Below are 21583 nucleotides of genomic sequence, written 5' to 3'. Positions count from 1 at the left end.
TAGTGGGAGCGAGCAGTCGAATGCGTGCGGAAAGAAGGGAGCAGGGCATGCCTGAGCGGAGGGTGTACCGGATCGCATCGATTCCGGCAGACGGCGTAGGCAAGGAAGTCATCGCGGCGGGCCGGCAGGTGCTCGACGTTGTGGCGGAGCAGTCCGCGGTGGCTGAAGAACCGGCCGCGGCATCCGGGCCGGGATCCCCTCCGGGCTTAGGGCCGCAGGGCCCCTTTGCTTTCGACTGGACAGACTTCCCCTGGGGGTCGGAATACTATGCCGAGCACGGGGTCATGATGGACCCGGACGGCCTGAACCTGCTGCGCGGGTTTGACGCCATTTACTTCGGCGCCGTCGGCTGGGAGAACGTTCCGGACCATGTCAGCCTGTGGGGGCTGCGGCTGAACATCACGCAGAACTTTGACCAATGGGCCAATGTTCGTCCGGTGCGGTTCCTGCCCGGCATCGAATCACCGCTGCGGAAGGCCGACCGGGTGCCGCTGGACTGGGTGGTGGTCCGCGAGAACAGCGAGGGTGAATACGCCGGACTGGGCGGCCGCAACCTGTCCGGGCGGGGCCCGGGCAATGAGGTGGCAGTACAGACAGCCCTGTTTACCGAGAAGGGCTGCGAGCGCATCATCCGCTTCGCCTTTGACTTGGCGCGCACCCGCGCCGTCCGCAAGGTCTCCAGCGTGACCAAGTCCAACGCCCAGCAGTATGGCTCCGTCCTGTGGGACGACGTGTTCAAGCGGGTCGCCCGGGACTATCCGGATGTCCGGACGGAAAGCGTGCTGGTGGATGCCATGAGCGCCAAGTTCGTGTTGCGCCCGGAAGACCTCTCGGTGGTGGTCGCCTCCAACCTGTTCGCGGACATCCTGTCCGACCTGGGTTCGGCGCTCGCCGGCTCCCTGGGCCTGGCGGCCAGCGCCAACCTCAATCCGGAGCGCAGGTTTCCGTCAATGTTTGAACCGGTGCACGGCTCGGCGCCGGATATCGCCGGGCAGGGCATCAGCAATCCGGTCGGCGCCATCGCCAGCGCCGCCCTGATGCTTGACCACCTGGGGCTTCCAGCTGCCGCCCGGCGCGTGGAAGCCGCCATCGAGTCCGTCACGGCCGCCGGAATCCGCACCCGGGACGTGGGCGGAACTGCCGGCACGGAGGAGGTCACGGCCGCGGTGATCGACGCCCTGAAGCTCTCCTCCGTACCGCCGGAGTCCGCCTAGGAGGTCAGACCGTGCTTCCGGACCCGATCCGGGCCAGGATCTCACGGGTGAACTCCTCGGTGCCGGCGGTGCCACCCAGGTCCCGGGTCCGGACCGGCGAGTCGGCCAGCACGCCGAAGACGGCCTCGAGCACCTCGGCTCCGGCTTCCGGGTGGCCCAAATGATCCAGCATCATGGAGGCGGACCAGATGGCGCCCAGCGGATTCGCGATGCCCTGCCCGAAGATGTCCGGGGCTGACCCGTGCACCGGTTCGAACATGGAGGGGTACTCCCGCTCGGGGTTCAGGTTGGCGGACGGGGCAATCCCGATGCTGCCGGCAATCGCCGCTGCCAGGTCGCTGAGGATGTCACCGAAGAGGTTTGATCCCACGATGACGTCGAAGCGGGACGGATTCAGGACCACCTTGGCCGCCAGGGCATCGATATGCTCCGAGTTCCACTGCACCCCGGGGTAGTCCGCTGCGCGTTCACGCACCAGCTCATCCCAGAACGGCATGGTGTGGATGATGCCGTTGGACTTGGTCGCCGAAGTCAGCACGCCACGGCGCTGCCCGGCCAGATCGAAGGCATAGTCCAGGATCCGGGTGACGCCCTGCCGGGTGAACACCGATTCCTGAATGGCCATTTCAGAGGGCAGTCCGCGGTTCAGGCGGCCGCCGATCTCCGAGTACTCGCCCTCGTTGTTCTCGCGGACCACCACAAAGTCGACCCCGGGATCGGTCAGTTCGGAACGCAGCGGGCTGGGAACTCCCTGCAGGACCTTGATCGGCCGCACGTTGACGTACTGCCGGAACTCGCGCCGGATGGGGATCAGCAGCCCCCACAGGCTGACGTGGTCCGGCACCCCCGGCCAGCCCACCGCGCCCAGCAGGATGGAATCGTGTCCGCGGATGGAGTCCAGCCCGTCCTCGGGCATCATGGCTCCTTCCGCCAGGTACCGGCGGCAGGACCAGTCGAACTCGTCGTAGGTCAGGTTGATCCCGTGGCGGCGCGCGACGGCGTCGAGCACGGCGCAGGCTGGAGGCAGGACTTCATGGCCGATTCCGTCGCCGGGAATCAGGGCAATGCGGTAATTCTTCGTCATGATGCCATCCCACGGTAAGGGAGGCCCAAAGTCAAAGACGGATGACGCCGTTAGCGGTGCTGCCGGCTGGCTTCCGAGTGGTTGGCGCCGGATGCGGGGAGTCGCCGCCGCACCGGAAGGATGAGAACCAGCAGCCCGGCCAGGACAAGCGCCGCACCCGTCCAGCCCGCCGGGATCAGGCGCTCGCCGACAATGACGACGGCAAGCACCGCCGCCACCACCGGCTCCGCCAGCGAGATGGCGGTCGCCGTACTGGGCAGGACCCGGGCCAGGCCCCAGCCGAAGAACAGATAGCCGGCAAACATCGGCACCAGCGCCAGGTAAAGACCCACAGCCGCGGTGGTCCCGGAGGCCAGCAGCGGGGCACCGGTCAGCGCGAGGACCGGCATCAGCAGGAGCCCGCCGGTGCCGAAGGTCGCTCCCATCGCCGCACGGGACGGGATTCCCCGATTCATCAGCCGGTGAGCGGTCCAGGAATACAGCGCGTAGGTGGCACCCGCCACCAGCCCCAGCAGGACGCCGGCGACGACGGCGTCCGGTTGCCGTTCGCCGTCGTCGCCCGCTGCCGCCGTGGCCTCCGCCAGGCACAGCAGCACTGTTCCGGCGATCGCGACACCTGCTCCCGCCACCCAGCGAAGGGTCATCCGCCGGCCGTCAACGATGCGTTCGAGCACTGCCGAGGCCAGCGGAGCCGAACCGATGCTGACCACGGTGCCCACAGTGACTCCGGCCAGGTGCATCGATGAGTAAAAGGCCAGCGGATAGACCGCCACGGCGCCGCCGCCCAGGAGCACGGTCCAGCGGTGGGCGTGCAGGGAAAGGCGGGCGGCCCGGAGCAGGGGAACCGCGGTCACGGCTTGCAGCACCCCGCCGATTCCCATGGCGGCTGCGCCGATGGCCAGCGGACCGACATCCGGTGCGAAGGTCGCCGCTGTTCCGGTGGTGCCCCACAGCACCGATGCGGCCAGCACAAAGAGTGCCCCCAACATTGCGCTGCGGACCGGGGAAGGCTGGTGTCCGCGGGGCTCATTCATGCCTTCCATTCTGGCAGGCAGCTTCGGGCATCACGGCCGGCAGCCGGTCGGCGCCCCGGCCGGCCCTGAAGACGGACGGATTCACTTGGCAACAAGGGTTGACGCGCCGATGCCGTCAACCTAGGCTGACGGCATGGAACCAGAAAGTGACCTCATCGGCAACGGAACAAGTCGGGATCCCGCCGTCGGGCTGCGTGCGGTGGCGGCTCTGCGGCGCTTGGTGGAGCAGCTGGAATTCCTTCAGGTGCAGAACGCCCGGAGGCAGGGCTGGTCGTGGGCGGAGATCGCCGCCGCCATCGGAGTTTCCAAACAGGCAGTGCACAAAAAACACGCGGGGCGCGTGGCAGTGTCCGCGGAGAGAGGAGAACACGATGTTTGAACGTTTTTCACCGGCTGCCCGTGCGGCCGTGATTGGAGCACAGGAGCAGGCCAGGCAGCTGGGAGACCACGAAATTACCGCCGACCACCTTCTGCTCGGCATCCTTGACGGCGGGGACAATCCTGCCGCCAGGGCCCTGCACCGGCTCGGCATCGGGCATGATGCCGTGGCGCAGCGGGCCCAGGGGCTCGGGGCCGCCGACGCGCAGGCGCTCGAGGCCATTGGCGTGGATCTGGAAGCCATCCGCACAAGTGCTGAAGCCAGCTTCGGCCCCGGCGCCCTGGACCAGCCCCGGCATCGGCGTTCGGGCCTGCTGGGCCGGCGCAGCGGAGGACACATTCCGTTTACCGCTTCGGCCAAGGCGGTCCTGGAGCAGTCCCTGCGGCAGGCCATTGCCTTGGGGGACAAAGTCATTGGTGCCGAGCACCTCCTGCTGGGGATGGTGGCCGGGGACAACGACCAGGCAGCACGCACGCTCAGGGCCCTGGGCGCCGAGCCCGCCCGGGTGCGGTCCGAAGTACTCCGGGAGCTCGGACGGGCCGCCTAGGGGCGGGCGGCGGCGTCGGGCGGCTAGGGTCGGGCGCAGCCTAGGGTCCGCCGTCGGGCGGCGGACCCTAGGCTGAACCCAACCCGAACGGGCCCAACCCGACTAGGCCCAACCAGGTTAGGCCCGGGTTGCCCGGTTCCGGGCTGCCCGGGCCAGGACCCGGGCAGCGGCAAAGGCGGCGGCGGCGGCCAGGATCCACGGTCCGGCCACGAACACCGGCGCCAGCGCCTGTCCCTTGAGATCTGCGCGCTTCTTGCCGAATCGGGAGGAAATTCCGTGACGGGTGAACTCGCTCAGGATCCCGGTTTCGGTGAGGGGATTGTCCGGGTGCAGGGTGAGGAAGGAACGCAGGTGGCTGCCGCCGGCGTCGACCCGGTCTGCGGCGATCAGGATGAGCCAGTGGGCCGCCCGCGCCTCACTGTATTTGTAGGCATAGCGGCGCATTGAACCCGACAGGCCCTTCAACGGAACGGAGGTGCCGAACACGGGGGTCAGGAACTGGTGCTCGATGGAACGTTCGCGCGGCTGCCTTTCCTCCTGCCGTTCCGGGAAGTCCCAGTGTGCGCCTGTCGGCAGGTCCATCCGTTCCTTCGGGACAGAGGGCCGGTCGCCGGGATCCAGATCGGCGCCCCAGCCGGGGATGCGCTGCCGCAACTGATCACTGCTGACTTTTCGCTGTCCCTGTCCGGCGAGATACGGCGTGCTCGGTGTTTCGGACATTGTTTCCTCGCCTTCAGTACGCGCTGGGGATCAGGAGCGGCTTGATGCAGTTATCGAGCTTGGCGGAGAACATGTGATAGCCCTCCGCTGCATGCTCCAGGGGTATGCGGTGCGTGATGATGTCGCTGGGTTTGAGGTAGCCGCTGCGGAGGTGCTCAAAGAGCCGCGGCCACTGCCGCTTGACCGGACACTGGTTCATCCGCAGGGTCAGGCCCTTGTTCAGGGCGTCACCGAATTTCACCGCGCTGAAAATGGGGCCGTAGGCGCCCACCACTGACACCGTGCCTGCCTTGCGCACCGAGTCAATCGCCCAGTTCAGGGCCACCGGCGACCCGCCCTGCAGCTTCAGCTGAGAGGCAGTGACGTTCTGGAGGAAGCTGCCGTCCGCCTCAGCCCCGGCCGCATCGATCACCACATCGGCACCGAGGTAATCGGTGGTCTTCTTCATTTCCACCACGATGTCCTCGTACTCGGCAAAGTTCCAGGTCTCCGCGTGCGCAAAAGTGCGGGCCTTCTCCAGCCGGTATTCCAGGTGATCGACGACGATGACCCGGCCGGCGCCCATGAGCCAGGACGACTTGGCCGCAAACAGCCCCACCGGGCCGGCACCGAAGACGACGACGGTGTCGCCTTCGCTGATACCACCCAGCTGGGCACCGAAGTATCCGGTGGGGAGGGCATCAGTAAGCAGCACCGCGTCTTCTTCGTCCATCCAGTCCGGAATCAGCGTGGGTCCCACATCCGCGAACGGGACCCGCACAAATTCGGCTTGGCCGCCGTCGTACCCGCCGCAGGTGTGGGAGTACCCGTAGATGCCACCGACTGCGGTGGCGTTCGGGTTCACGTTGTGGCAGTTGGAGTAGAGCCCGCGCTCGCAGAAGTAGCACGATCCGCAGTAGATGTTGAAGGGAACCATGACCCGGTCGCCGACGCTCAGGTGCTCCACCGAGGAGCCAACCTCATGGACCACCCCCACAAACTCGTGCCCAAAGGTGGTCCCCACCCGGGTATCCGGCATCATGCCGTGATAGAGGTGCAGGTCAGATCCGCAGATCGCGGACGCTGTCACACGCACAATGGCGTCATTGGGATGTTCAATCCGCGGGATGTCCTTTTCTTCGACCCGGACCTTGTACGGTCCGCGGTACACCATTGACCTCATCTGTCTCCCCGGTTTCGAAGCATGCTGCTTTTGAAAGCCCCCTGATGGATTCACCAGACTGCCTCCCCGGGCGGGAAGTCGTCAAGGGTGGCCAGCTGACGATTCCCTATCGTCTCCGATGGGCGAGGGCAGCTTGCGTGCCTCTGCTGCCGCCGGGGGAGTTGAGGTGAGGAGCTCGCTGTAGACAGCTGCCGCATCGGCCACCGGCCGCAGCTCTCTCCGCACCGATTGCCCGCGTGCCACCGCAAGGATCAGGCGCACCGTCAAACCCACGGCGAGCGCGCCCCAGAAGCAGGTCAGCAACAGGTTCACCACCACAGCGGCGTCCCGGCCCGCCGCCGTCAGCCCCACGACGACGAGCAAAGCGGCCGCCCCGAGGACCAACGCCAGACTTCCGATTCTCCGCATACCTGCACCCCCTTTCTGCAGAGGGTACGTCACGACAGCGGCCGTGTGCCCGGCCGCCGCCGCCCCTCCCAGCTGGGCACTCCTAAACATCCCTTGCTAAAGCGTTCTTTAGAATGCGCACTGTGGGCATGATTCCTGCCCCGAACGACAACAGCGATGCCTCCGGCCCCGACAGCCCCTCTACCTCGCGTACGGGGACCTATGCGGCGCGGGCCGGGGAGGAGGTCATCGCGGATCCAATCCGCATCAGGGCCCTGGCCCATCCGCTGCGGCTTGAGCTGCTGGACTTTTTGGACGACGTTGAGCAGGCAACGGCAACAGAGTGCGCAGCGGCGACAGGTGAATCCGTTGCCAGCTGCTCCTATCACCTGCGCATGCTGGCCAGGCACGGCTACATCGAACAGGCCGGCAGGACGGGCCGGGAGAAGCCGTGGAAGGTTCTGTCCCGGGGGAGATCCCATGTGCCCGACCGAAGCATCCCCGGCTCAGTGCATGCACTCTCCACAATGGCGGCCATCCATGTGAACCGGCAGCTGGACCGCATCCAGTCCTGGCTCCGCCGCGCGCCCCAGCTGCCCTTTGAGGACATGGACGTGGCAACCATCTCCAACTCCAGCTTTTATGCCACTCACGAGGAAATCCGAAAGCTGCGCGATGACTTGATCCGGATGGGCGGCCGGGCGCAGCCGGGCAACAGTCTGCACCCGCGGGCGGCAGCGCATGAGCCCCACAGCTTCCGGATCCTCCGTCACCGATATTGGCACCAACCGTGAGGCCCTCAGTCTCCCGGCGTTCCGTCGTCTGGCCCTGGCCTGGCTGTTCTCCAACTTCGGTGACTCCGTCCTGTACCTGACGGCGGCGATTTGGGTCAAACAACTCACGGGCAGCGACGCGGCCGCCGGTTTGGTCTTCGCCGCACTGGGGTTGCCGGCGCTCCTGTCTCCGCTGACCGGAAGGCTCGCTGACCGGTACCGCCGCAAGCCCCTGGTGATCATCAACAACATCTGCGCTGCCGCCGTCGTCCTGGTCCTGCTCGCCGTCCGCGATGCCGATCAGCTGTGGCTGGTCTACGCGGTGGTCTTCGTCTATGCGAACTCGTCCTATGTCACCGCTGCGGCGCAGTCCGGCCTGCTCCGCGATCTGCTGGCGGACCGGCTCCTGGCGCCGGCCAACGGCATCCTCAGCAGCATTGACCAGGGCCTGCGGATTGTCTCACCGTTGCTGGGCGCCGGCATGCTGGCGCTGTGGGGCATGGAATCCGTGGTGCTGCTCGCATGCGGGTGCTTTGTGGTGGCCGCAGGCATACTCACCACTCTGCGGATCAAGGAGTCGGTTTTCACGGAGGATGGCGAAGAGACCTTCTGGCAGAGCACGACGGCGGGGTTCCGCTTCCTGGCCCGCCACCCGCTGCTTCGACCGGCGCTCGTCACCATGTCCATTGCGGTTGGCGCTGTGGGAGTCATCAATGTGACCATTTTCGCCACCACTGAGCAGGGCCTGGGACAGCCACCTGAGTTCCTCAGCGTACTGCTTGGCGTGCAGGGGGCGATGTCAGTCCTTGGGGGCCTTGCTGCTTCCCGGGTAATCCGCAGGTTTGGCATCCGGACCACGATCGCTTTTTCCGTGGCAGTGCTGGCTGTGGGCGTCCTCCTGACGGCGTCGCCCTCGCTGCCGGTTGTTTTCGGCGGCACGGTATTGCTGGGTATCAGTGCTCCCTGGGCAGTCATCCCCTTTGTCACGCTGCGCCAGCGCGAAACGCCCGCCCGAATGCAGGGCAGGACTGCGGCAGCAACACATGTGGTTCTCAATGTTCCCCAGGTAGCTGTATCGATGGCAGCGGCGGCGGTGATCGGCGTTGTCGACTACCGTGTGCTGATTGCAGCGACAGCGGCCGTGTGCCTGGCGGCCGTACTGCCACTGCTGAGCCCGCGGACCCGCGCGGAGGCGGCTACGGAGGGAACTTCGGGGCCATAGGGCTGCCCGCTGGGATGCGATCATCGAACAGGTGTTCGATCAATCAGCGGTGTGTGTTCCGAGGTGCTTTCCACGGGGACGGCACTCGACACGGGGCACTCCTGCGCTCGCCGCCAGTTTGCCAGTTGCCAGGCGCTCGCTGATCATCTCAACCAGCCGCTAAGTCATTCCGAGTGGCCATATCCGTTGATGGTCCCTGTCGGTCGTCGTGGCGCTAATGACCGGTACACATGACCAGTGGGCGTCCGCGTCAGCACAGGGTGCCGCCCCAAGTACTGGAGGGTGGCCGTGAACGCTCCGGTTGCCGGTATGGACGGTAGGGGCGGCGTCCCCGGCGCCGTCAGTGACCACCTTGGCTTGATTGCATGCCACGCACAGCCCCTGAATATTCTCCGCCCTGGTGAGACCGCCCTCTCGGAAGGGACGGATATGGTCATAGTGCCGGATTGGTGCACCGCACCACGGCATCCGGCAGACCTGGTCACGGGCAGCGATCAGCCGGGCCAGACCGTCGGGCACCAGCCGCGCCCGGGAGTCCATGCCGGTGAGCCGGCCGGTGTCGGGAGCGACATAGAGACGGCGGAGCCAAACCTCAGTTTGCGGATCCGGGCGAAGCGGCTTCCTGCCCCAGCCGGCATTGTTGCCCGCTGCCCCAGCTGCACCGCCCGGATCATCCTCATCGGATGCATTGTCCGCATCGCCGGGTGACTTATCCCCGCCGGGCCGGGAGCCGCGGACGAGATCCCGCGCCCACTGTGCCGGCACCGTTCCATAGCCGTTCAGCACTGCAGGTTCAGCCCCATCGGGAACAAGACTTGCGGAATCTCCGCCTGAACGGCCCCCAGTCATCTCGTTGCCGGCTGCGGCTCCAGCATTTGCGGCGGGTGCGACATGGCTGGCAGCGGATCTGCTGCTCTTTCCGGCCTTGGCTGGACGGAAGCCGGAGATGGGAATGAGTCCGTGCAGCATCGTCCGATCCGTCATGATCAGCTGCACCTCAATTCGTGCATCCTCGGCCCGGGCCTGCCCGGTCACCCGTTCGACCAGTGTGTCCACCATGATCTGGCCTCGCCCCCGCGGATCTCCGGACGCACGCAGCCGGTCAGCCTCCCGCGACAGGGCAGCATAGACGCCAACACCCTGAGTCACGGGCAGCAAGCCGGTCAGATAGGTCATGGTGTCAGGTGCAGGGCGACAAGAGACATACCGTTCCGAGACGGCCTTTGCGGCACGGTTAACCACACTGTGCGGATCCAGGCCATAGGAGAGGGCCTTGACCCTGGCGATCAGCTTCGCATCCCCGAGCTGTTCAAGCTCGGCGAGGTTTCCGGCGATCTGCTCGTCCACACACTGCCGGTCCGGCAGGCTGAGGCAGGCCGTTTCCCGTACGAGGATCGTGGCCCGATATTCACTGATCGCCCCTTGGGAGAGGGCATTCAAGGTATGGGGCATCTCGGTGGTGAGGATTCTCGCCAAGCCCAGCAGCTGGGTTCCGCGGCGGGGAGACTCCCGCCGAGCCAACCCGATCTGAGAGCCAATTCCCCGGCCGAGCTGATCAGCCTTCAGCCCGGCGCGGGCCTGGGAGCGACGGCTCGAGGCATCGAACGCCGCCGTTGCGCGTGCCTGCGCTGCCGCGACCGCTGACTTCAGGTCTTCCAGGGCACGGATTTCGTCGATCAGCCGGGCCCGCTCAGCAGCCTCCAGATCCACCAGCGCAGGGCCGGAACCTGCTGCGGCTCCCAATACGCGCTCGCTTACGTCTGTGAATCCAGTGCTTCGGTTGCCGCCTTCGGCAGCTCGAGAGTAGTACATGCGTTCGATTTTAGTTGCGAAGGCCACACTTTACGGCGTTCCGAATTACCGGACATCCGGCGAAAGTACCTGTTTTTTGGAGTCGTGAGACCCGATCTGCGACTGAGCCTGCAGCCCCGCCAGCCAGAACCCGCCGTCGTCGTTCCTGCCAGGAGGCGGCGGACGGGACTGGAGGGGTAGGGAGACAGGGGCCAGGCACTCTGGACGGGGGACAGGGGGCAAGGGTAAGGAACAAAGGCCAGGGAACAGGGCATGGGCTCTGGAGGCGGACCAGCTGCGTGGCTAAAGTGCAAACGTGGAGCCCTCCCATCATCAACGGCTCAGCCGAACTTTCGTGTGGGTCGCGTGCGCCGCGGGTGCGGTGCACGCAGCCTTCAGCCTGTACTGGGCCGTCGGCGGCAGGTGGCTTCTGGCCACAGTGGGTGCATGGGCTGTCGAGCACGCAACCCAAGCTCCGCTTGAGGCGGGTCTGGTGCTGGGCGCCATCGGCACGGCAAAGCTGCTGGCCGCCGCGATTCCGCCAGCGGTTATCTACGGGCAACTGCCGTGGCAACGGTTCTGGCGTGCCCTGAGCTGGATCGGCGGCATCTTTCTGACAATCTACGGGGCGGCTAACACCGTCACCGGCGCTGCGGTGCTGGCGGGAGCCATCCGTCCGGCAGGCGGTTACGACGCCGCCGCAATGGTTGGCCACGCCTGGCTCTGGGATCCTCTGTTTCTCGTGTGGGGTGCAGCGTTGTGTCTGGCCCTCTGGTTCTCCCGCAAGGAGCCACAGTCTCTTCCGTAAATCAGTGTCTTCCTTAAATCAGGGTCCCCACTGAATCAGCCCCCGGCCGCCCGCCGTTCCAGCATCTCGCGCTCGCGGACATTCTTGGCCAGTGCTGCGGCTGCGGCGAATTCTCCGCGCGCCTCCTCCAACCGGCCAAGACGAACCAGCAGTTCGGCACGGACGCCGGGAAGCAGATGCGACCGGCGGAGGGTACCCTGAGCCACAAGCTGGTCCACGATGGCGAGGGCGGTGGCCGGCCCCGTGGCCATGGACACCGCCACGGCTCGGTTGAGCTCGACCACCGGGCTGGGCGCCACCTGCCCGAGCGCCTCATACAGCAGCACAATCTGCGCCCAATCGGTGCCGTCAAGACGGGGAGCCACGGCATGGCATTCCGCGATGGCCGCCTGCAGGGCGTAGCTTCCCCGCCCCCGGCCCAGCGAATCGGCCCGGGCAAGGGCGGCCCGGGCGCGCTGGATCTGAGTCCGGTCCCACTGCGTCCGGTCCTGGTCGGCCAGCAGCACCGCAGAGCCGTCGGGCCGGGTCCGGGCCGAAAAGCGCGAGGCCTGGAACTCCATGAGGGCGACGAGCGCCTGGGCCTCAGGCTCCTGCGGCACCAGTCCGGCCAAAATCCGCCCGATCCGCAGTGCTTCACCGGCCAGATCAGGTCTGATCCAGGTGTCCCCGGAAGTTGCAGCGTACCCCTCAGTGAACATGAGGTAGACGACACCCAAAACACCGCCGAGCCGTGGCCCCCATTCATTTGGTTCGGGGACTTCGAACGGAACCTTGGCGGCGGCAAGGGTTTTCTTGGCCCTGACAACGCGCTGCTGCACGGTGGCAGCCGGGAGGACGAAAAGCCGGGCGATCTGTTCGGTGCTCAGGCCGCCGACGACCCGCAGGGTCAGGGTGACCTGAGCCTGCCGGGACAGCACCGGGTGGCAGGCAGTGAACATCAGGCGGAGCACATCGTCGGGCACCGGATTCCAGTCCACGCCGCCTTCGTCCGGCATTCCGGTTGCCAGCACCTGGTACCGGTCTTCCAACCTGTCGGCCCGCCGCCAGGCATCGATGGCCCTGCGCTTGGCGACGGTGGTGAGCCAGGCTGCCGGATTGCGCGGCACTCCGGCCTGCGGCCACTGCGCCAGGGCCTCGGCAACGGCCTCCTGGGCGACGTCCTCCGCAAGACTGACGTCACCGGTGACGCGGGCCAACGCCGAGACAATGCGGGCACCCTCGATGCGCCAGACCGCCTCAAGGCGGCGGCTCACAGCCGCCGCCGGGGGAGAGGCAGCTCCGGGCTGATCCGTGGCCATGGCTCGCTCCTTCACCGAAGTAAGGACGCTGTGCAGGAACACTGTCTGCGTCTTCTACTATCCCGTCGATTCGAACTCAGGGATATCGACGGCAGCTGGAAAAATAGCGGCGCCTTCCACAGGCTGTTCCTCCTCGCTGCACCGCGCTCTGCCGCCTGGCTCTGGATGCTGGCGCTGGCTGCCGTTTTCAGCCAGACCGCGATCAACCTGGCCCGCCCGCTCATCTCCTACAAGGTCCTAGCCCTCCGAGGTGACGCGGCGGCGGTGGGCGCGGTCTCGGCGTCGTTCGCTCTGCTGCCCGGGATGGCGGGACTGGCCGCGGCTCCGCTGGGACCCAGCGGAGCCGTCTGGACTTCCTGTTTGGTGATGTCGCTGAGTGCTGCCGTGAAGGCGCCCTCGGCGAGGCGGGGCAAGGACGCCTGACCCGGGGCTCGTCGTTGTGGTGAGCCGCCGCTGTTCAGCTACCCGTTCTCAGCGCGCAGCTTTTCTTCGACGTCGCGCCATCCCTCTTCCTTTTGGATGTACTCGTTGTCCGCGAAGTCGGCAAAGTCCGAGGCATCAGTGACCCGGCGGACTTCCAGCTTTGATCCGGGTCCGAGGGGGCAACGGCCCGCCCACCCCGCAGCCTCTTCCTTCGAGGCGGCCTGAATGATCCAGAAGCCGTTGAACAGTTCATGAGTCTCGCCGTATGGTCCGTCGGTTACCAGCGGCGGATCCTCGGCGAAGTCGACGACAAAGTTGTCCTGGATTGCGTCGGCCAGCCCCTCGCCGGCCAGCAGGACGCCGGCGTTGATCATTGACTCGTTGTAGGCGCCCATCTGGTTGATGACCTCTTCCATGGGCAGCTTTTGATAGGCCGCCTTGGCCTCGTCGGTGGAACGCATGATGAACATGTACTTCATGGCCTGCTCCTTAGTCGCGGTGGGGGACACGCTGGGGGAAGCACTGTGCGTCTTCCACTATGTCGTCGTTCGGGGCTCCGGAATATCGACAGCGGCAAAAAACTGCTTAGCCCTTCACCGGCCCGCGCGCCGCGGCCGCATCAGTTCTATTGACCAGGTTGGGACATGGCCGCGACTGCTCGTGGCTGCACCTTGCGGTAGATCGCAGGGCGGGAGATGGCAAGCAGTTCAGCCAGTCCAGCCTGGGCGTGCTCACCTTTGTCGTGCAGTGATGTTCCCGGCGTCAACCCCGAAGGGCGCCAATACATCCCACTGAGCTGTGGGGCCGTGTTCGTTAGTCGAGCCGCGTGCAATCTTTCGCTCAGACAATGCAGATAAGGTGCCCTTACCGTGCATGTCACCGTACGGGTCTTACATGCATCGGCGGTGGCTATGGAATGTGGAGCTTTGCAGGAATGCTGAAGTGCACCGTGAGGGAGCTTTGCGGGAATGCTGAAGTGCACCGTGAGGGACCGGCTTACGGGCTACAAGAAGCTCGCTCACGAGGGCTGCTGGCAAGAGACTCTTAATCTGCGGCCCCTCGTCTAGGCTTCACCTATGGCGAATAACCAGGGAAATAAGAACTCGGCTCCTTCTATGTTTCTGCCATTGACCTTCAGCCTGGTGGTACTCATTCTCGGGTTGTGGGTAAGCGTCGCTACCGGCGAGTGGATTGCGATGATTTGCGCCGCGGGACTGGTCGTGATCCCAGCAGGAACGTATGGTGGTGCACGGCGTCGACCAAGGACCCCTGGCAAGTAGCCGGAAAGCAGCGGGTCGCTTCACCACCGAGGCCTCACCGCGATCCCATGGAGGATCGACTTTAGGGCGGCTCATCTCAGAATATCTGCGGCCGTTAGGCTGTGGATATGACTGCATGGAGCAGCTATCTGTTTGGGGTCTCGATTGTTTTCGGGGTGGCACGATAATGCTTGCTGAGAAGCTGCCGGAATGGTGGCGGCCGGTGCTGGACCTTGCCATGGTGCTAGCTGCTTCTGCTTTCCTAACGTGCTCCGTTCTGGAATATCGACGTCGGAGCGGGCAGCCGGCATCGTTTCCGTGCACACTTTGCGTCTAAGGTGCGTGGGGTCTGCGGATTGCAGCCGAATAGGAGAAATTTCGTTCTAGAGCGCCACGATGGTCCCTAAGACAAGTGGAAAGACAACAACGACACTCAGAAAAACGACGACGGCCGTGCGCCCCTTGGAATTACCCACGTTCACCGTCAAGCCGGTGCCTGTACCGGTGCGCTTGGGGACCAGGACGTGCGGATCCTCGGGATTGTTGTAGAACCCGCCCACGGTCCAGAGCTTTTCCTCTTCCTGCTCTGCTGCAGTGGGCCGGATTCCCCTATCCAATGCGGTGCGGCGCGCCCAACGTGAAGCGGCCGCGTAGGAGGCCAAGACGACTCCAAGGATCAACGCGGTTAGTAAAAGCGCTGGCCACAAAGGAACATGATCCGGATTCTTCCAACCTGCCACCGTCAGAAATCCGACAATGACGGCTAACAGGACGGAGGTGCCGCCCAAGGCTGCCACCGTGCCGCGGATCATTCCTTCCCTGCGGTAGAGCCCCCACGGAGTAGCGTCCCTATCTGGGGGAACCATCATGGGCACCGCCGCGGTGATCAGAGACAGAAAGATACTGACTCCGGCCCCCATCATCAAGGGGAAGAACACCGAGTTAAAGGACTTCGGGGACCAGGCATCAGGGTGCCCGCCTGCTCCCCAGTGGGTTGGAACTGTATCTGGAAGCGAGTCATAGTTGATTGCCCCGTAGGCGAAGCAGGACGCCAGGATAAGGATCGCTATGGGATGCAGCAGCCAGACCGGCCCGCGGCCGCGAGTGGTCGGTGTCTCAATGCCGGCAATCATGATGGGTAGCCTAACCGGGGTGGGGACCGATGCATAACTAGATCGATCCGGGCGCGTTTCGTAACGACAGGCACGTCTGCCATGCCATGTTCCTGTCGACAGCCTCCCGCCCCGGGTCGCGCTGGGGGATCGGCTTACGGGCACGGAGAGGTGCGTTGATCGGCACCTGGACCTTACGACAGAATGACGCGATGAGCAGCGACGGCGGGTGGTGGGACATCTTGGACACCGAGGGAACGCCGACCGGAGAGATCTTTCGCAGGGGTGCTGAGGGGTGGCCGTCCGGATGCTTTCATCTGGTTGTCGCGGTCTGTGCACAGCGTGAGGAAGGCAATTGTGCTTACCCAGTGTGCAGCTAACGAGTTCCCATTCAGTTGGGAGCTCCGTTCCCGGGCCGGAGTGCTCTGGCTGGTGAATCGAGCGCGAATGCAGCGAGCCGGGAACTGCGGGAGGAGTCGGGTCTAAATGTGGAGCCGTCGACACTGACACACCAATTGGCCGGTTTCGTCGAGACCTCAGCTCTCCTCGACTTCTACGTCACGCGCGAGGTCGAATGCGCGGCTGACGTTGCAACGTAGCGAAGTCATAGCGGCCGAGTGGTTGATGCCGGAGGTGATCGAACGGCGGCTGGCGGCGGCGTAATGGCAGATCCCTGGATCAACCGGCTGGACCCGCTATGGCCTTTGGTCAAGCGTGCGCTGAGCATTTCTCACTGAGGGATCGCCCTATGGGACAGCCCGGAGGAAGGCTCTGGCTAGAATCGGGGGCATGACAACGGGGGATCGACGAACAAGAGCAGCAGCACGCACCGAGATGAACATCCGACGAAGCACGTATCTCAGGTCACCGAGTGGACAACTTGGCTCGACGACTGCGGGTCTGGTGTTCGGTCTCGGACTAGCGGTCGCTGGCTGGTTCGCCATAGGACCCGATCACTTCGTCTACGCATTCGTTGTCCAGAGCGCCTTTCTCTTCATGGCGCTCCTGACAGGTCCAGCACTGGTGGACGTTGCCCGCTACCGCTACCGGGTCAGACCGTTCGAGCCACGGATTTACACCCTGCTGGGAGCGGAGGCACTCCGACGATTACTCGGCCTCGTCGGCTGGAACAGGATCATCGAACAGATGCGTCGAACAGAGCAAGGAGCATCAGTCACAGCCCGCTTCCTTAGAGGGACTGAGCAGTCCGAAACCGGTCACCTTCTCGGCTTCTCCGCCACCGCAGTACTGGCCATCATGGCCGCGGCTACATCACATCCTCGAGGTGCTGCACAGATTCTGCTTCTCGGGATGATCCTTCACTTGTATCCCGTCATGATCCAGCGCATCACGCGCTTTAGAATCACCAGCCGTCGAACCAACATCAATGGAAGCGGACACTGAAGGATCCTTCACCGGATGCTTCTTCCGGGCCCAGGTTGTTTCACGGGGCATGCTTGTTTTCGTGCCTTGGGTGTTTCGGTAAACGAGTTGGCGCATCACGCCAAACCATCGCTTCTCTTGAAAGCGGACAATTCGACCCGGGTTACCCCCTGCTTTCCGTGTCGCTCACCTTTTCCAAGTATCGGTCGAACTCCTTTTCACCCCGGACCCGGAAGATCTTGAATCCGTCCAAGATCTGCCGAAAAGATGCTGACTTGTAGTCTGATTTATGCGGCAAGTAGATTTGCTAAATGGACGCAAGGGTTCCTGCCGTTCATTTCGACAGCTGTCTGGCAGTTGTGTTTTAGGGTGAAGCCATGACCCCCGCCACAGCTGACGTTTAGCGGCGCTTCGCAGAGATTGAAGCGCGTCCCACCTCGCCGATGTACGCGGAGTGGGCGTCGTCCATTTCGGACGATCCGGCCGTGCTGGAATTGATCAGCGCGCTCCCGGGCATTAAAAAGCAGCCCAACCTGGTCTTTGCCGGCGCACGGTCCGCCGGTGCGCCGCTCGCCCCGTATCCCGAATTCCGCCATTGGCTTCTCAGGCATTGGCCCCGGGTTGAACCGATCATCAGGTCCCGGATGACCCAGACGAACGAGGCCAGCCGGTGCGCCGTGCTGCTGCCGCTGCTCAGCAGGATTGAGGGGCCGCTGGCGCTCATTGAAGCGGGAGCGTCGGCTGGTCTCTGCCTGTATCCGGATCGATACAGCTACCGCTATCGGAGCACGGCGGGGGAGCACCTTCTGCATCCGGCGGACGGACCCAGCGCCGTCGAGCTTCCCTGCTCCTTCGACGGCCCGACTCTGCCCTCCCGGCTGCCCGATGTGGTGTGGCGTGCCGGGATCGACCTGAATCCCCTGGACGTTCGTGACAGCGCGGACCTTGAGTGGCTCGACACGCTCGTGTGGCCGGAACACGAGGCCCGCCGGACCCGCCTCCGGGCGGCGGCCTCCATCGTCGCAGCCGACCCGCCGCACCTGGTCCGGGGCGACATGGTGGAGGCCCTGCCCCGCCTGGTCTCCGAGGCTCCGAAGGACGCCACGGTGGTCGTGTTCCACAGTTCAGTGCTGGTCTACCTGGACCAGGAGCGTCGCTCCCGCTTCCTGGACCTGGTGCAGTCCCTGGACGTGACCTGGATCAGCAACGAGGGGGAGCAGATTGTTCCGGCCATCGCAGCCCGCCTTCCCCGCGGCGCCGGCGGCAGGACCGTCCTGGCTCAGGACGGGACTCCCCGGGCGTTCACCGGACCGCACGGACAAAGTTACGAGGCGTTCGAGCCGCTGGCAGCACTCGGGAAGTGACAACCAGGGCGCCGCGCCGGGTTCACCCAAGTACACTGTGTACACAACTGTTCACAGGAGGACGTATTGGCATCGAATCCGGCGGGTAATCCGTTCCGGCCCACTGCAGGAGCCGAACCACCGCAGCTGATCGGCCGCGCCGGACTGCTGGACGAGTTCGCGTACGGACTGCGCATCCGTTCAGGCGCCCCGGGACTCCTGACCATCTTTACCGGCGCCCGGGGCATCGGCAAGACGGTCATGCTGGGCGAGGCGGAGGATGAGGCACGCAGCCAGGGCTGGGCCGTCGTCTCGGAGACCGCAACGCGCGGTTTCCTGGGTCGCATCGGCGAGTCCATGCGCGCGCACGCCGAGGAGCTCGGCGACGGGCCGCCCGGGCGCAGGATCACCGGAATCAGCGCCGCCGGTTTTTCGCTGACCACCGAACTGCCGCCCGAGCAGCAGACCGGATGGCGCCAGGTGGGCGAGCAGTTGTTGCGCCTGCTCGACGCCCAAAAAACCGGGCTGGCCATCACCCTGGACGAAATTCACGGTGCCGACCGGGATGAACTGGCCCAGCTCGCCGCCTCCGTGCAGCACTTCATCCGCGACGGGCTGCCGATCGCGCTGGTCTTCGCCGGGCTTCCCGCGGCGGTGTCCGACCTGCTCAATGAAGGAGTGGCCACGTTCCTCCGCAGAGCCGATCGGATCGATCTGCACGCTGCGGCCATCGACGAGGTGGAGGAGTCCTACCGGGAGACCTTCGCGGGTCTCGCCCATCCGCTGGATCCGGACCTGATCCGAACGGCCGCCGTGTCGACCGGCGGTTATCCGTTCCTGATCCAGCTCATTGGCTACCACCTCTGGCAGCTGGCCGAGGGCACCGACGGCCCGATGACCGCCGAAACCGTCGATCTGGCCCTAGCCGCCGCCCACCGGCGGAACACGCGCGTTGTCATCGGTGCGGCGCTCTCCACGGCGTCGCCCAAGGACCTCGACTTCCTCCGGGCCATGTCCGAAGATGACGGGCCGGCGTCCACCGCGGATATCGGAAAGCGGCTCGGTGACCAGAAAAACACGATCGGCAACTATCGGGCCCGGCTGATTGACGCTGGCCTGGTCCAGCCGGCCGGCCGAGGACTGCTGGACTTCGCCATTCCGGGGTTGCGGGAGCACCTGCGCCGCACCTGACGTCCGGCACGGCACGGACTTATCCGGAAAACCGGCTCTCCGGCCGGGCGGGAAGGTCCTCGAGTTCACTGACCAGCGGGCTGGTGGCGGCGTCGTGCGTGATGGCCGAACCGAGCTCCGCCGCAGCCTGGTGGTAGGTCCCGGCAGCCACGACGTCGGCGATGGCCCGGGCGATCCGCGGCGTCCGTGCACGGCGGGGGAGTGCGACGCCGGCACCTCTCACCGTGACACGCACGGCGTTGTCCGACTGGTCGCGGCCATGGGCAAGAATAACCATCGGCACTCCCGCAGCAAGTGACTTCATCACGGTGCCGTGGCCGCCGTGCGTGACCACGAGGCGTGCCTGCCGCAATATCTCCTGATGCGGAGCGGAGGCGACGACGGCGACATTGGCCGGCGCTCGAATCGCGTCCGGCCGGACGGCCGGCCCGGTGGTCACCAGCCCGCGCAGGGGAAGGCTCCCAAGTGCGTCCACAATGCGCTGCAGGCACTCGGCCTGGTTCTGGAATGTTGAGGACAGTGCAACGAGCACCAGCGGGTCATCACCGGACGTCGGCGCCCAGCTGTCGTTGACCGCCCATGACGGGTCGTCCAGCACTGGTCCGGCATAGCGGACGTTTGGCGGCAGCGGCGCGGGGAAGTCGAACGAGGCCGAGGTGAGCACAAGCTCACGCCTGGCGTGATGAAGCTGGTCCCAGGAATGTGCAATTGGCGCGAGCCCGTACTCTGCGCGAAGGGCATTGATGCGGGGCAGGGCATACCGGTCGAACACAGATGTGCTTGCCGTGTCCGCGGCCCAATCCCGCACGCGGCCCAGTGGGCCGCGGGCTGGCTGCAGCCCTGCACCGAACGGCGGCCGGCCCGGCGCGGGCAGGGCGTACAGATTCGGGAACAGGACGTCGAAGGGGACACCGCGCCCCTCGGCAGCGATCATGGCTCCGATGGCGGGGAAGGAGGTCAGCACCAGGTCCGGCGCCAGCTGCTCGAGGGCCCGGACCGTGTCCCGCGCCTGCGCCGGGGCCGGACCGGCAAACATGTGGTCGACGGTGCCGCGCAGCAGGCTCCTCGGGGTGCGGAGCTGCCAGTCCTGAAACTGGCCCCGGCTCTCGGTCCAGGGAATGAACGAGGCACCGGTGGCGTCCACCTGGTCGGCCATCGATTCCTCCGCGAGAACGGTGACCCGGTGGCCGCGGTCGAGGAGCCGCCGGGCGACGCCGAGTTCGGGCGGCACGGTTCCTCCGCCGTCCGTCAGCGCAAACAGATAATTGTTGACCGGTCCGGCCGGAGGGCTTGGGGCTGATGTCTCATTCATTGGCTTGACTCCCGGATTCTGCGTGCTGCTTCATCGGTCGCCGCTCAGCTACCCCGATTGTCCCACCGCCACAGCAGCGCGTCAGCAGGCCCCGGAAAGCCGGCAGGGGAGCCCCTTCTCGGCACTACTTGACATAATGTAGATTATCGGCGTTATATCCAAGCCCGCCGGAAGGGGTTTACCGTCAAATCAGCAACCTGGTGTTCGGGCACTCAATCCCCCGGATTTCGGCCTTTATTTCCGCGGCCAGCAGCTGCTGGCAGCTGCTCTTCCGGGCCCGCCGGCCGCTCCGGGCCGCAGCAAGCCAGAATGGGCCCAGACTGCACCTACAGGTCGCACCAAAACGCGGCACAACCCCTCCCGGATGCCCTGCCGAATGAGTTGACATAACGTCCCCCGGCATCGACGAACGAGTAAATTCTCCTGAGCCTGCTTGTTGACATAACGCGTCCCCCCCCCCGGGTCAGCCGGCCCCGCAGCTCACCCGCCAGCTTGTCATAACGTCCGTTCCGGCGTCCGGACAGCGAAGCCCAACCTGACATAACCGACAGTCCCGGCCCGTCCCCCCGCAACGTTCCCGGCCCGTTCGCAAGCCCGAACTTCCTTAAAACTGCCCAAAAAATAGGACGCCGATCACTTCCGCAGAAGCACAACAGGCCCTAAGATATGCCGTCACGCCTTCAGTTGGTGAAATCGGCCCATCTGCCTATATGATCTACGCTCAACCCCCCAAAATTCAGGAGATAAGCACTTTCCATGGCTACTGATTACGATGCTCCGCGCGTCAAGGAAGAAGACCGCCCCAGCGACTCCCTTGAAGGACTGAAAGCCCAGCAGCGCGGCGGCGCAATGACGGCTGTTCGGGACGTCGCTGACGAGACGGATGCCATCGACGGTTTCGAACTTCCCGGTGCTGACTTGTCCGGCGAAGAACTGCTCATCAAGGTTGTCCCGGCCCAGGCTGACGAGTTCACCTGCATGTCCTGCTTCCTGGTGCGGCACCGCTCACAGATCGCCAAGGAGAAGAACGGCGACGCGTACTGCGTGGACTGCGAAGGCTAGGACCACTGCTCCCCCGGCCCGGGGGGGCGGGGGGGCCCGGCGCCGCCCCGGCCCGGGGGGTTTTTTGGGGTGTTGTGTG

General features: G+C 65.3%; 20 protein-coding genes and 1 pseudogene. 11 read left to right on the top strand and 10 right to left on the bottom strand.

All coding sequences use genetic code 11. The features are described from left to right. Nucleotides 1-47: 47 nt before the first annotated feature. Entirely contained in the window at nucleotides 48-1214 is a 1167-nt protein-coding gene (locus QNN99_RS07610) for an isocitrate/isopropylmalate dehydrogenase family protein (protein WP_229965866.1), read from the top strand. A 4-nt stretch (nucleotides 1215-1218) separates the two neighbouring features. Here the strand turns inward: QNN99_RS07610 and QNN99_RS07605 are convergent, their stop codons facing one another. After that, on the bottom strand, nucleotides 1219-2298 hold the full coding sequence (locus QNN99_RS07605) for a tartrate dehydrogenase (RefSeq protein WP_229965865.1): 1080 nt from the start codon (nucleotides 2296-2298) through the stop codon (nucleotides 1219-1221). 50 nt (nucleotides 2299-2348) lie between these two features. Further along, nucleotides 2349-3332, bottom strand: coding sequence for a DMT family transporter (locus tag QNN99_RS07600; RefSeq protein WP_229965864.1), 984 nt, complete (start codon nucleotides 3330-3332; stop codon nucleotides 2349-2351). Between the two features lie 133 nt (nucleotides 3333-3465). Between QNN99_RS07600 and QNN99_RS07595 the strand changes: the two genes are divergently transcribed. Both QNN99_RS07595 and QNN99_RS07590 read left to right on the top strand, forming a co-directional pair. After that, nucleotides 3466-3711 carry a helix-turn-helix domain-containing protein gene (locus tag QNN99_RS07595; protein ID WP_229965863.1) on the top strand — a complete coding sequence of 82 codons (246 nt, stop codon included), beginning with the start codon at nucleotides 3466-3468 and terminating at the stop codon, nucleotides 3709-3711. Then, on the top strand, nucleotides 3704-4258 hold the full coding sequence (locus tag QNN99_RS07590; protein WP_229965862.1) for a Clp protease N-terminal domain-containing protein: 555 nt from the start codon (nucleotides 3704-3706) through the stop codon (nucleotides 4256-4258). Before QNN99_RS07595 ends, QNN99_RS07590 begins: the two co-directional genes overlap by 8 nt. Nucleotides 4259-4375: 117 nt before the next feature. Here the strand turns inward: QNN99_RS07590 and QNN99_RS07585 are convergent, their stop codons facing one another. The 3 genes from QNN99_RS07585 to QNN99_RS07575 form a co-directional block, all read right to left on the bottom strand. Further along, the gene (locus tag QNN99_RS07585) at nucleotides 4376-4978 is read right to left on the bottom strand and encodes a hypothetical protein (protein WP_229965861.1); all 603 of its coding nucleotides are present in this window, start codon (nucleotides 4976-4978) and stop codon (nucleotides 4376-4378) included. A 13-nt stretch (nucleotides 4979-4991) separates the two neighbouring features. Further along, a complete protein-coding gene (locus QNN99_RS07580; RefSeq protein WP_229965860.1) occupies nucleotides 4992-6140 on the bottom strand; it encodes a zinc-dependent alcohol dehydrogenase in 1149 nt (382 codons plus the stop codon). A gap of 81 nt (nucleotides 6141-6221) precedes the next feature. Further along, a complete protein-coding gene (locus tag QNN99_RS07575) occupies nucleotides 6222-6548 on the bottom strand; it encodes a hypothetical protein (protein WP_229965859.1) in 327 nt (108 codons plus the stop codon). 128 nt (nucleotides 6549-6676) lie between these two features. On the opposite strand from QNN99_RS07575, the gene QNN99_RS07570 reads away from it, so the two are divergent. After that, nucleotides 6677-7321: a winged helix-turn-helix domain-containing protein gene (locus QNN99_RS07570; RefSeq protein ID WP_229966092.1), complete on the top strand. Its 645-nt coding sequence runs from the start codon at nucleotides 6677-6679 to the stop codon at nucleotides 7319-7321. Further along, complete coding sequence (locus tag QNN99_RS07565) at nucleotides 7269-8522, top strand: MFS transporter (RefSeq protein ID WP_229965858.1); 1254 nt, start codon at nucleotides 7269-7271, stop codon at nucleotides 8520-8522. The genes QNN99_RS07570 and QNN99_RS07565 overlap by 53 nt, the downstream gene beginning before the upstream one ends. A 159-nt stretch (nucleotides 8523-8681) precedes the next feature. Here QNN99_RS07565 and QNN99_RS07560 read toward each other — a convergent pair whose 3' ends face one another. Next, on the bottom strand, nucleotides 8682-10334 hold the full coding sequence (locus tag QNN99_RS07560) for an HNH endonuclease (RefSeq protein WP_229965857.1): 1653 nt from the start codon (nucleotides 10332-10334) through the stop codon (nucleotides 8682-8684). A 295-nt stretch (nucleotides 10335-10629) separates the two neighbouring features. On the opposite strand from QNN99_RS07560, the gene QNN99_RS07555 reads away from it, so the two are divergent. Next, nucleotides 10630-11121 (top strand): DUF3995 domain-containing protein, encoded by a 492-nt coding sequence (locus QNN99_RS07555; protein ID WP_229965856.1) that lies wholly within the window; start codon nucleotides 10630-10632, stop codon nucleotides 11119-11121. 35 nt (nucleotides 11122-11156) lie between these two features. On the opposite strand, the gene QNN99_RS07550 is transcribed toward QNN99_RS07555, so the two are convergent. Further along, on the bottom strand, nucleotides 11157-12419 hold the full coding sequence (locus QNN99_RS07550) for an RNA polymerase sigma factor (RefSeq protein WP_229965855.1): 1263 nt from the start codon (nucleotides 12417-12419) through the stop codon (nucleotides 11157-11159). 165 nt (nucleotides 12420-12584) lie between these two features. Between QNN99_RS07550 and QNN99_RS07545 the strand changes: the two genes are divergently transcribed. Beyond that, nucleotides 12585-12842: a hypothetical protein gene (locus tag QNN99_RS07545; RefSeq protein ID WP_229965854.1), complete on the top strand. Its 258-nt coding sequence runs from the start codon at nucleotides 12585-12587 to the stop codon at nucleotides 12840-12842. A 38-nt stretch (nucleotides 12843-12880) separates the two neighbouring features. Here the strand turns inward: QNN99_RS07545 and QNN99_RS07540 are convergent, their stop codons facing one another. Then, complete coding sequence (locus QNN99_RS07540; protein WP_229965853.1) at nucleotides 12881-13321, bottom strand: YciI family protein; 441 nt, start codon at nucleotides 13319-13321, stop codon at nucleotides 12881-12883. Nucleotides 13322-14484: 1163 nt separating this feature from the next. Then, nucleotides 14485-15234, bottom strand: a complete 750-nt coding sequence (locus QNN99_RS07535; protein ID WP_229965852.1) for a DUF1648 domain-containing protein — start codon at nucleotides 15232-15234, stop codon at nucleotides 14485-14487. A gap of 768 nt (nucleotides 15235-16002) precedes the next feature. Between QNN99_RS07535 and QNN99_RS07530 the strand changes: the two genes are divergently transcribed. The 3 genes and pseudogenes from QNN99_RS07530 to QNN99_RS07520 all read left to right on the top strand — a co-directional run bounded on the left by QNN99_RS07530 (nucleotide 16003) and on the right by QNN99_RS07520 (nucleotide 19130). Continuing rightward, on the top strand, nucleotides 16003-16617 hold the full coding sequence (locus QNN99_RS07530; protein WP_229965851.1) for a glycosyl-4,4'-diaponeurosporenoate acyltransferase CrtO family protein: 615 nt from the start codon (nucleotides 16003-16005) through the stop codon (nucleotides 16615-16617). Between the two features lie 395 nt (nucleotides 16618-17012). After that, nucleotides 17013-17960, top strand: a pseudogene (locus QNN99_RS07525) (DUF2332 domain-containing protein); the annotation flags it as partial. Between the two features lie 66 nt (nucleotides 17961-18026). Continuing rightward, on the top strand, nucleotides 18027-19130 hold the full coding sequence (locus QNN99_RS07520; protein WP_229965849.1) for an ATP-binding protein: 1104 nt from the start codon (nucleotides 18027-18029) through the stop codon (nucleotides 19128-19130). Between the two features lie 19 nt (nucleotides 19131-19149). Here QNN99_RS07520 and QNN99_RS07515 read toward each other — a convergent pair whose 3' ends face one another. After that, nucleotides 19150-20442 (bottom strand): glycosyltransferase, encoded by a 1293-nt coding sequence (locus QNN99_RS07515; protein WP_229965848.1) that lies wholly within the window; start codon nucleotides 20440-20442, stop codon nucleotides 19150-19152. 756 nt (nucleotides 20443-21198) lie between these two features. Here QNN99_RS07515 and QNN99_RS07510 point away from each other — a divergent pair. Next, entirely contained in the window at nucleotides 21199-21504 is a 306-nt protein-coding gene (locus QNN99_RS07510) for a DUF4193 domain-containing protein (protein WP_229965847.1), read from the top strand. Nucleotides 21505-21583: the final 79 nt, after the last annotated feature.

Source organism: Arthrobacter sp. zg.Y820 (assembly GCF_030125555.1).
Classification (GTDB): Bacteria; Actinomycetota; Actinomycetes; order Actinomycetales; family Micrococcaceae; genus Arthrobacter_B.
Note: the sequence above shows the minus strand (reverse complement) of the source record. Positions and strands in the feature narration are given on the sequence as shown.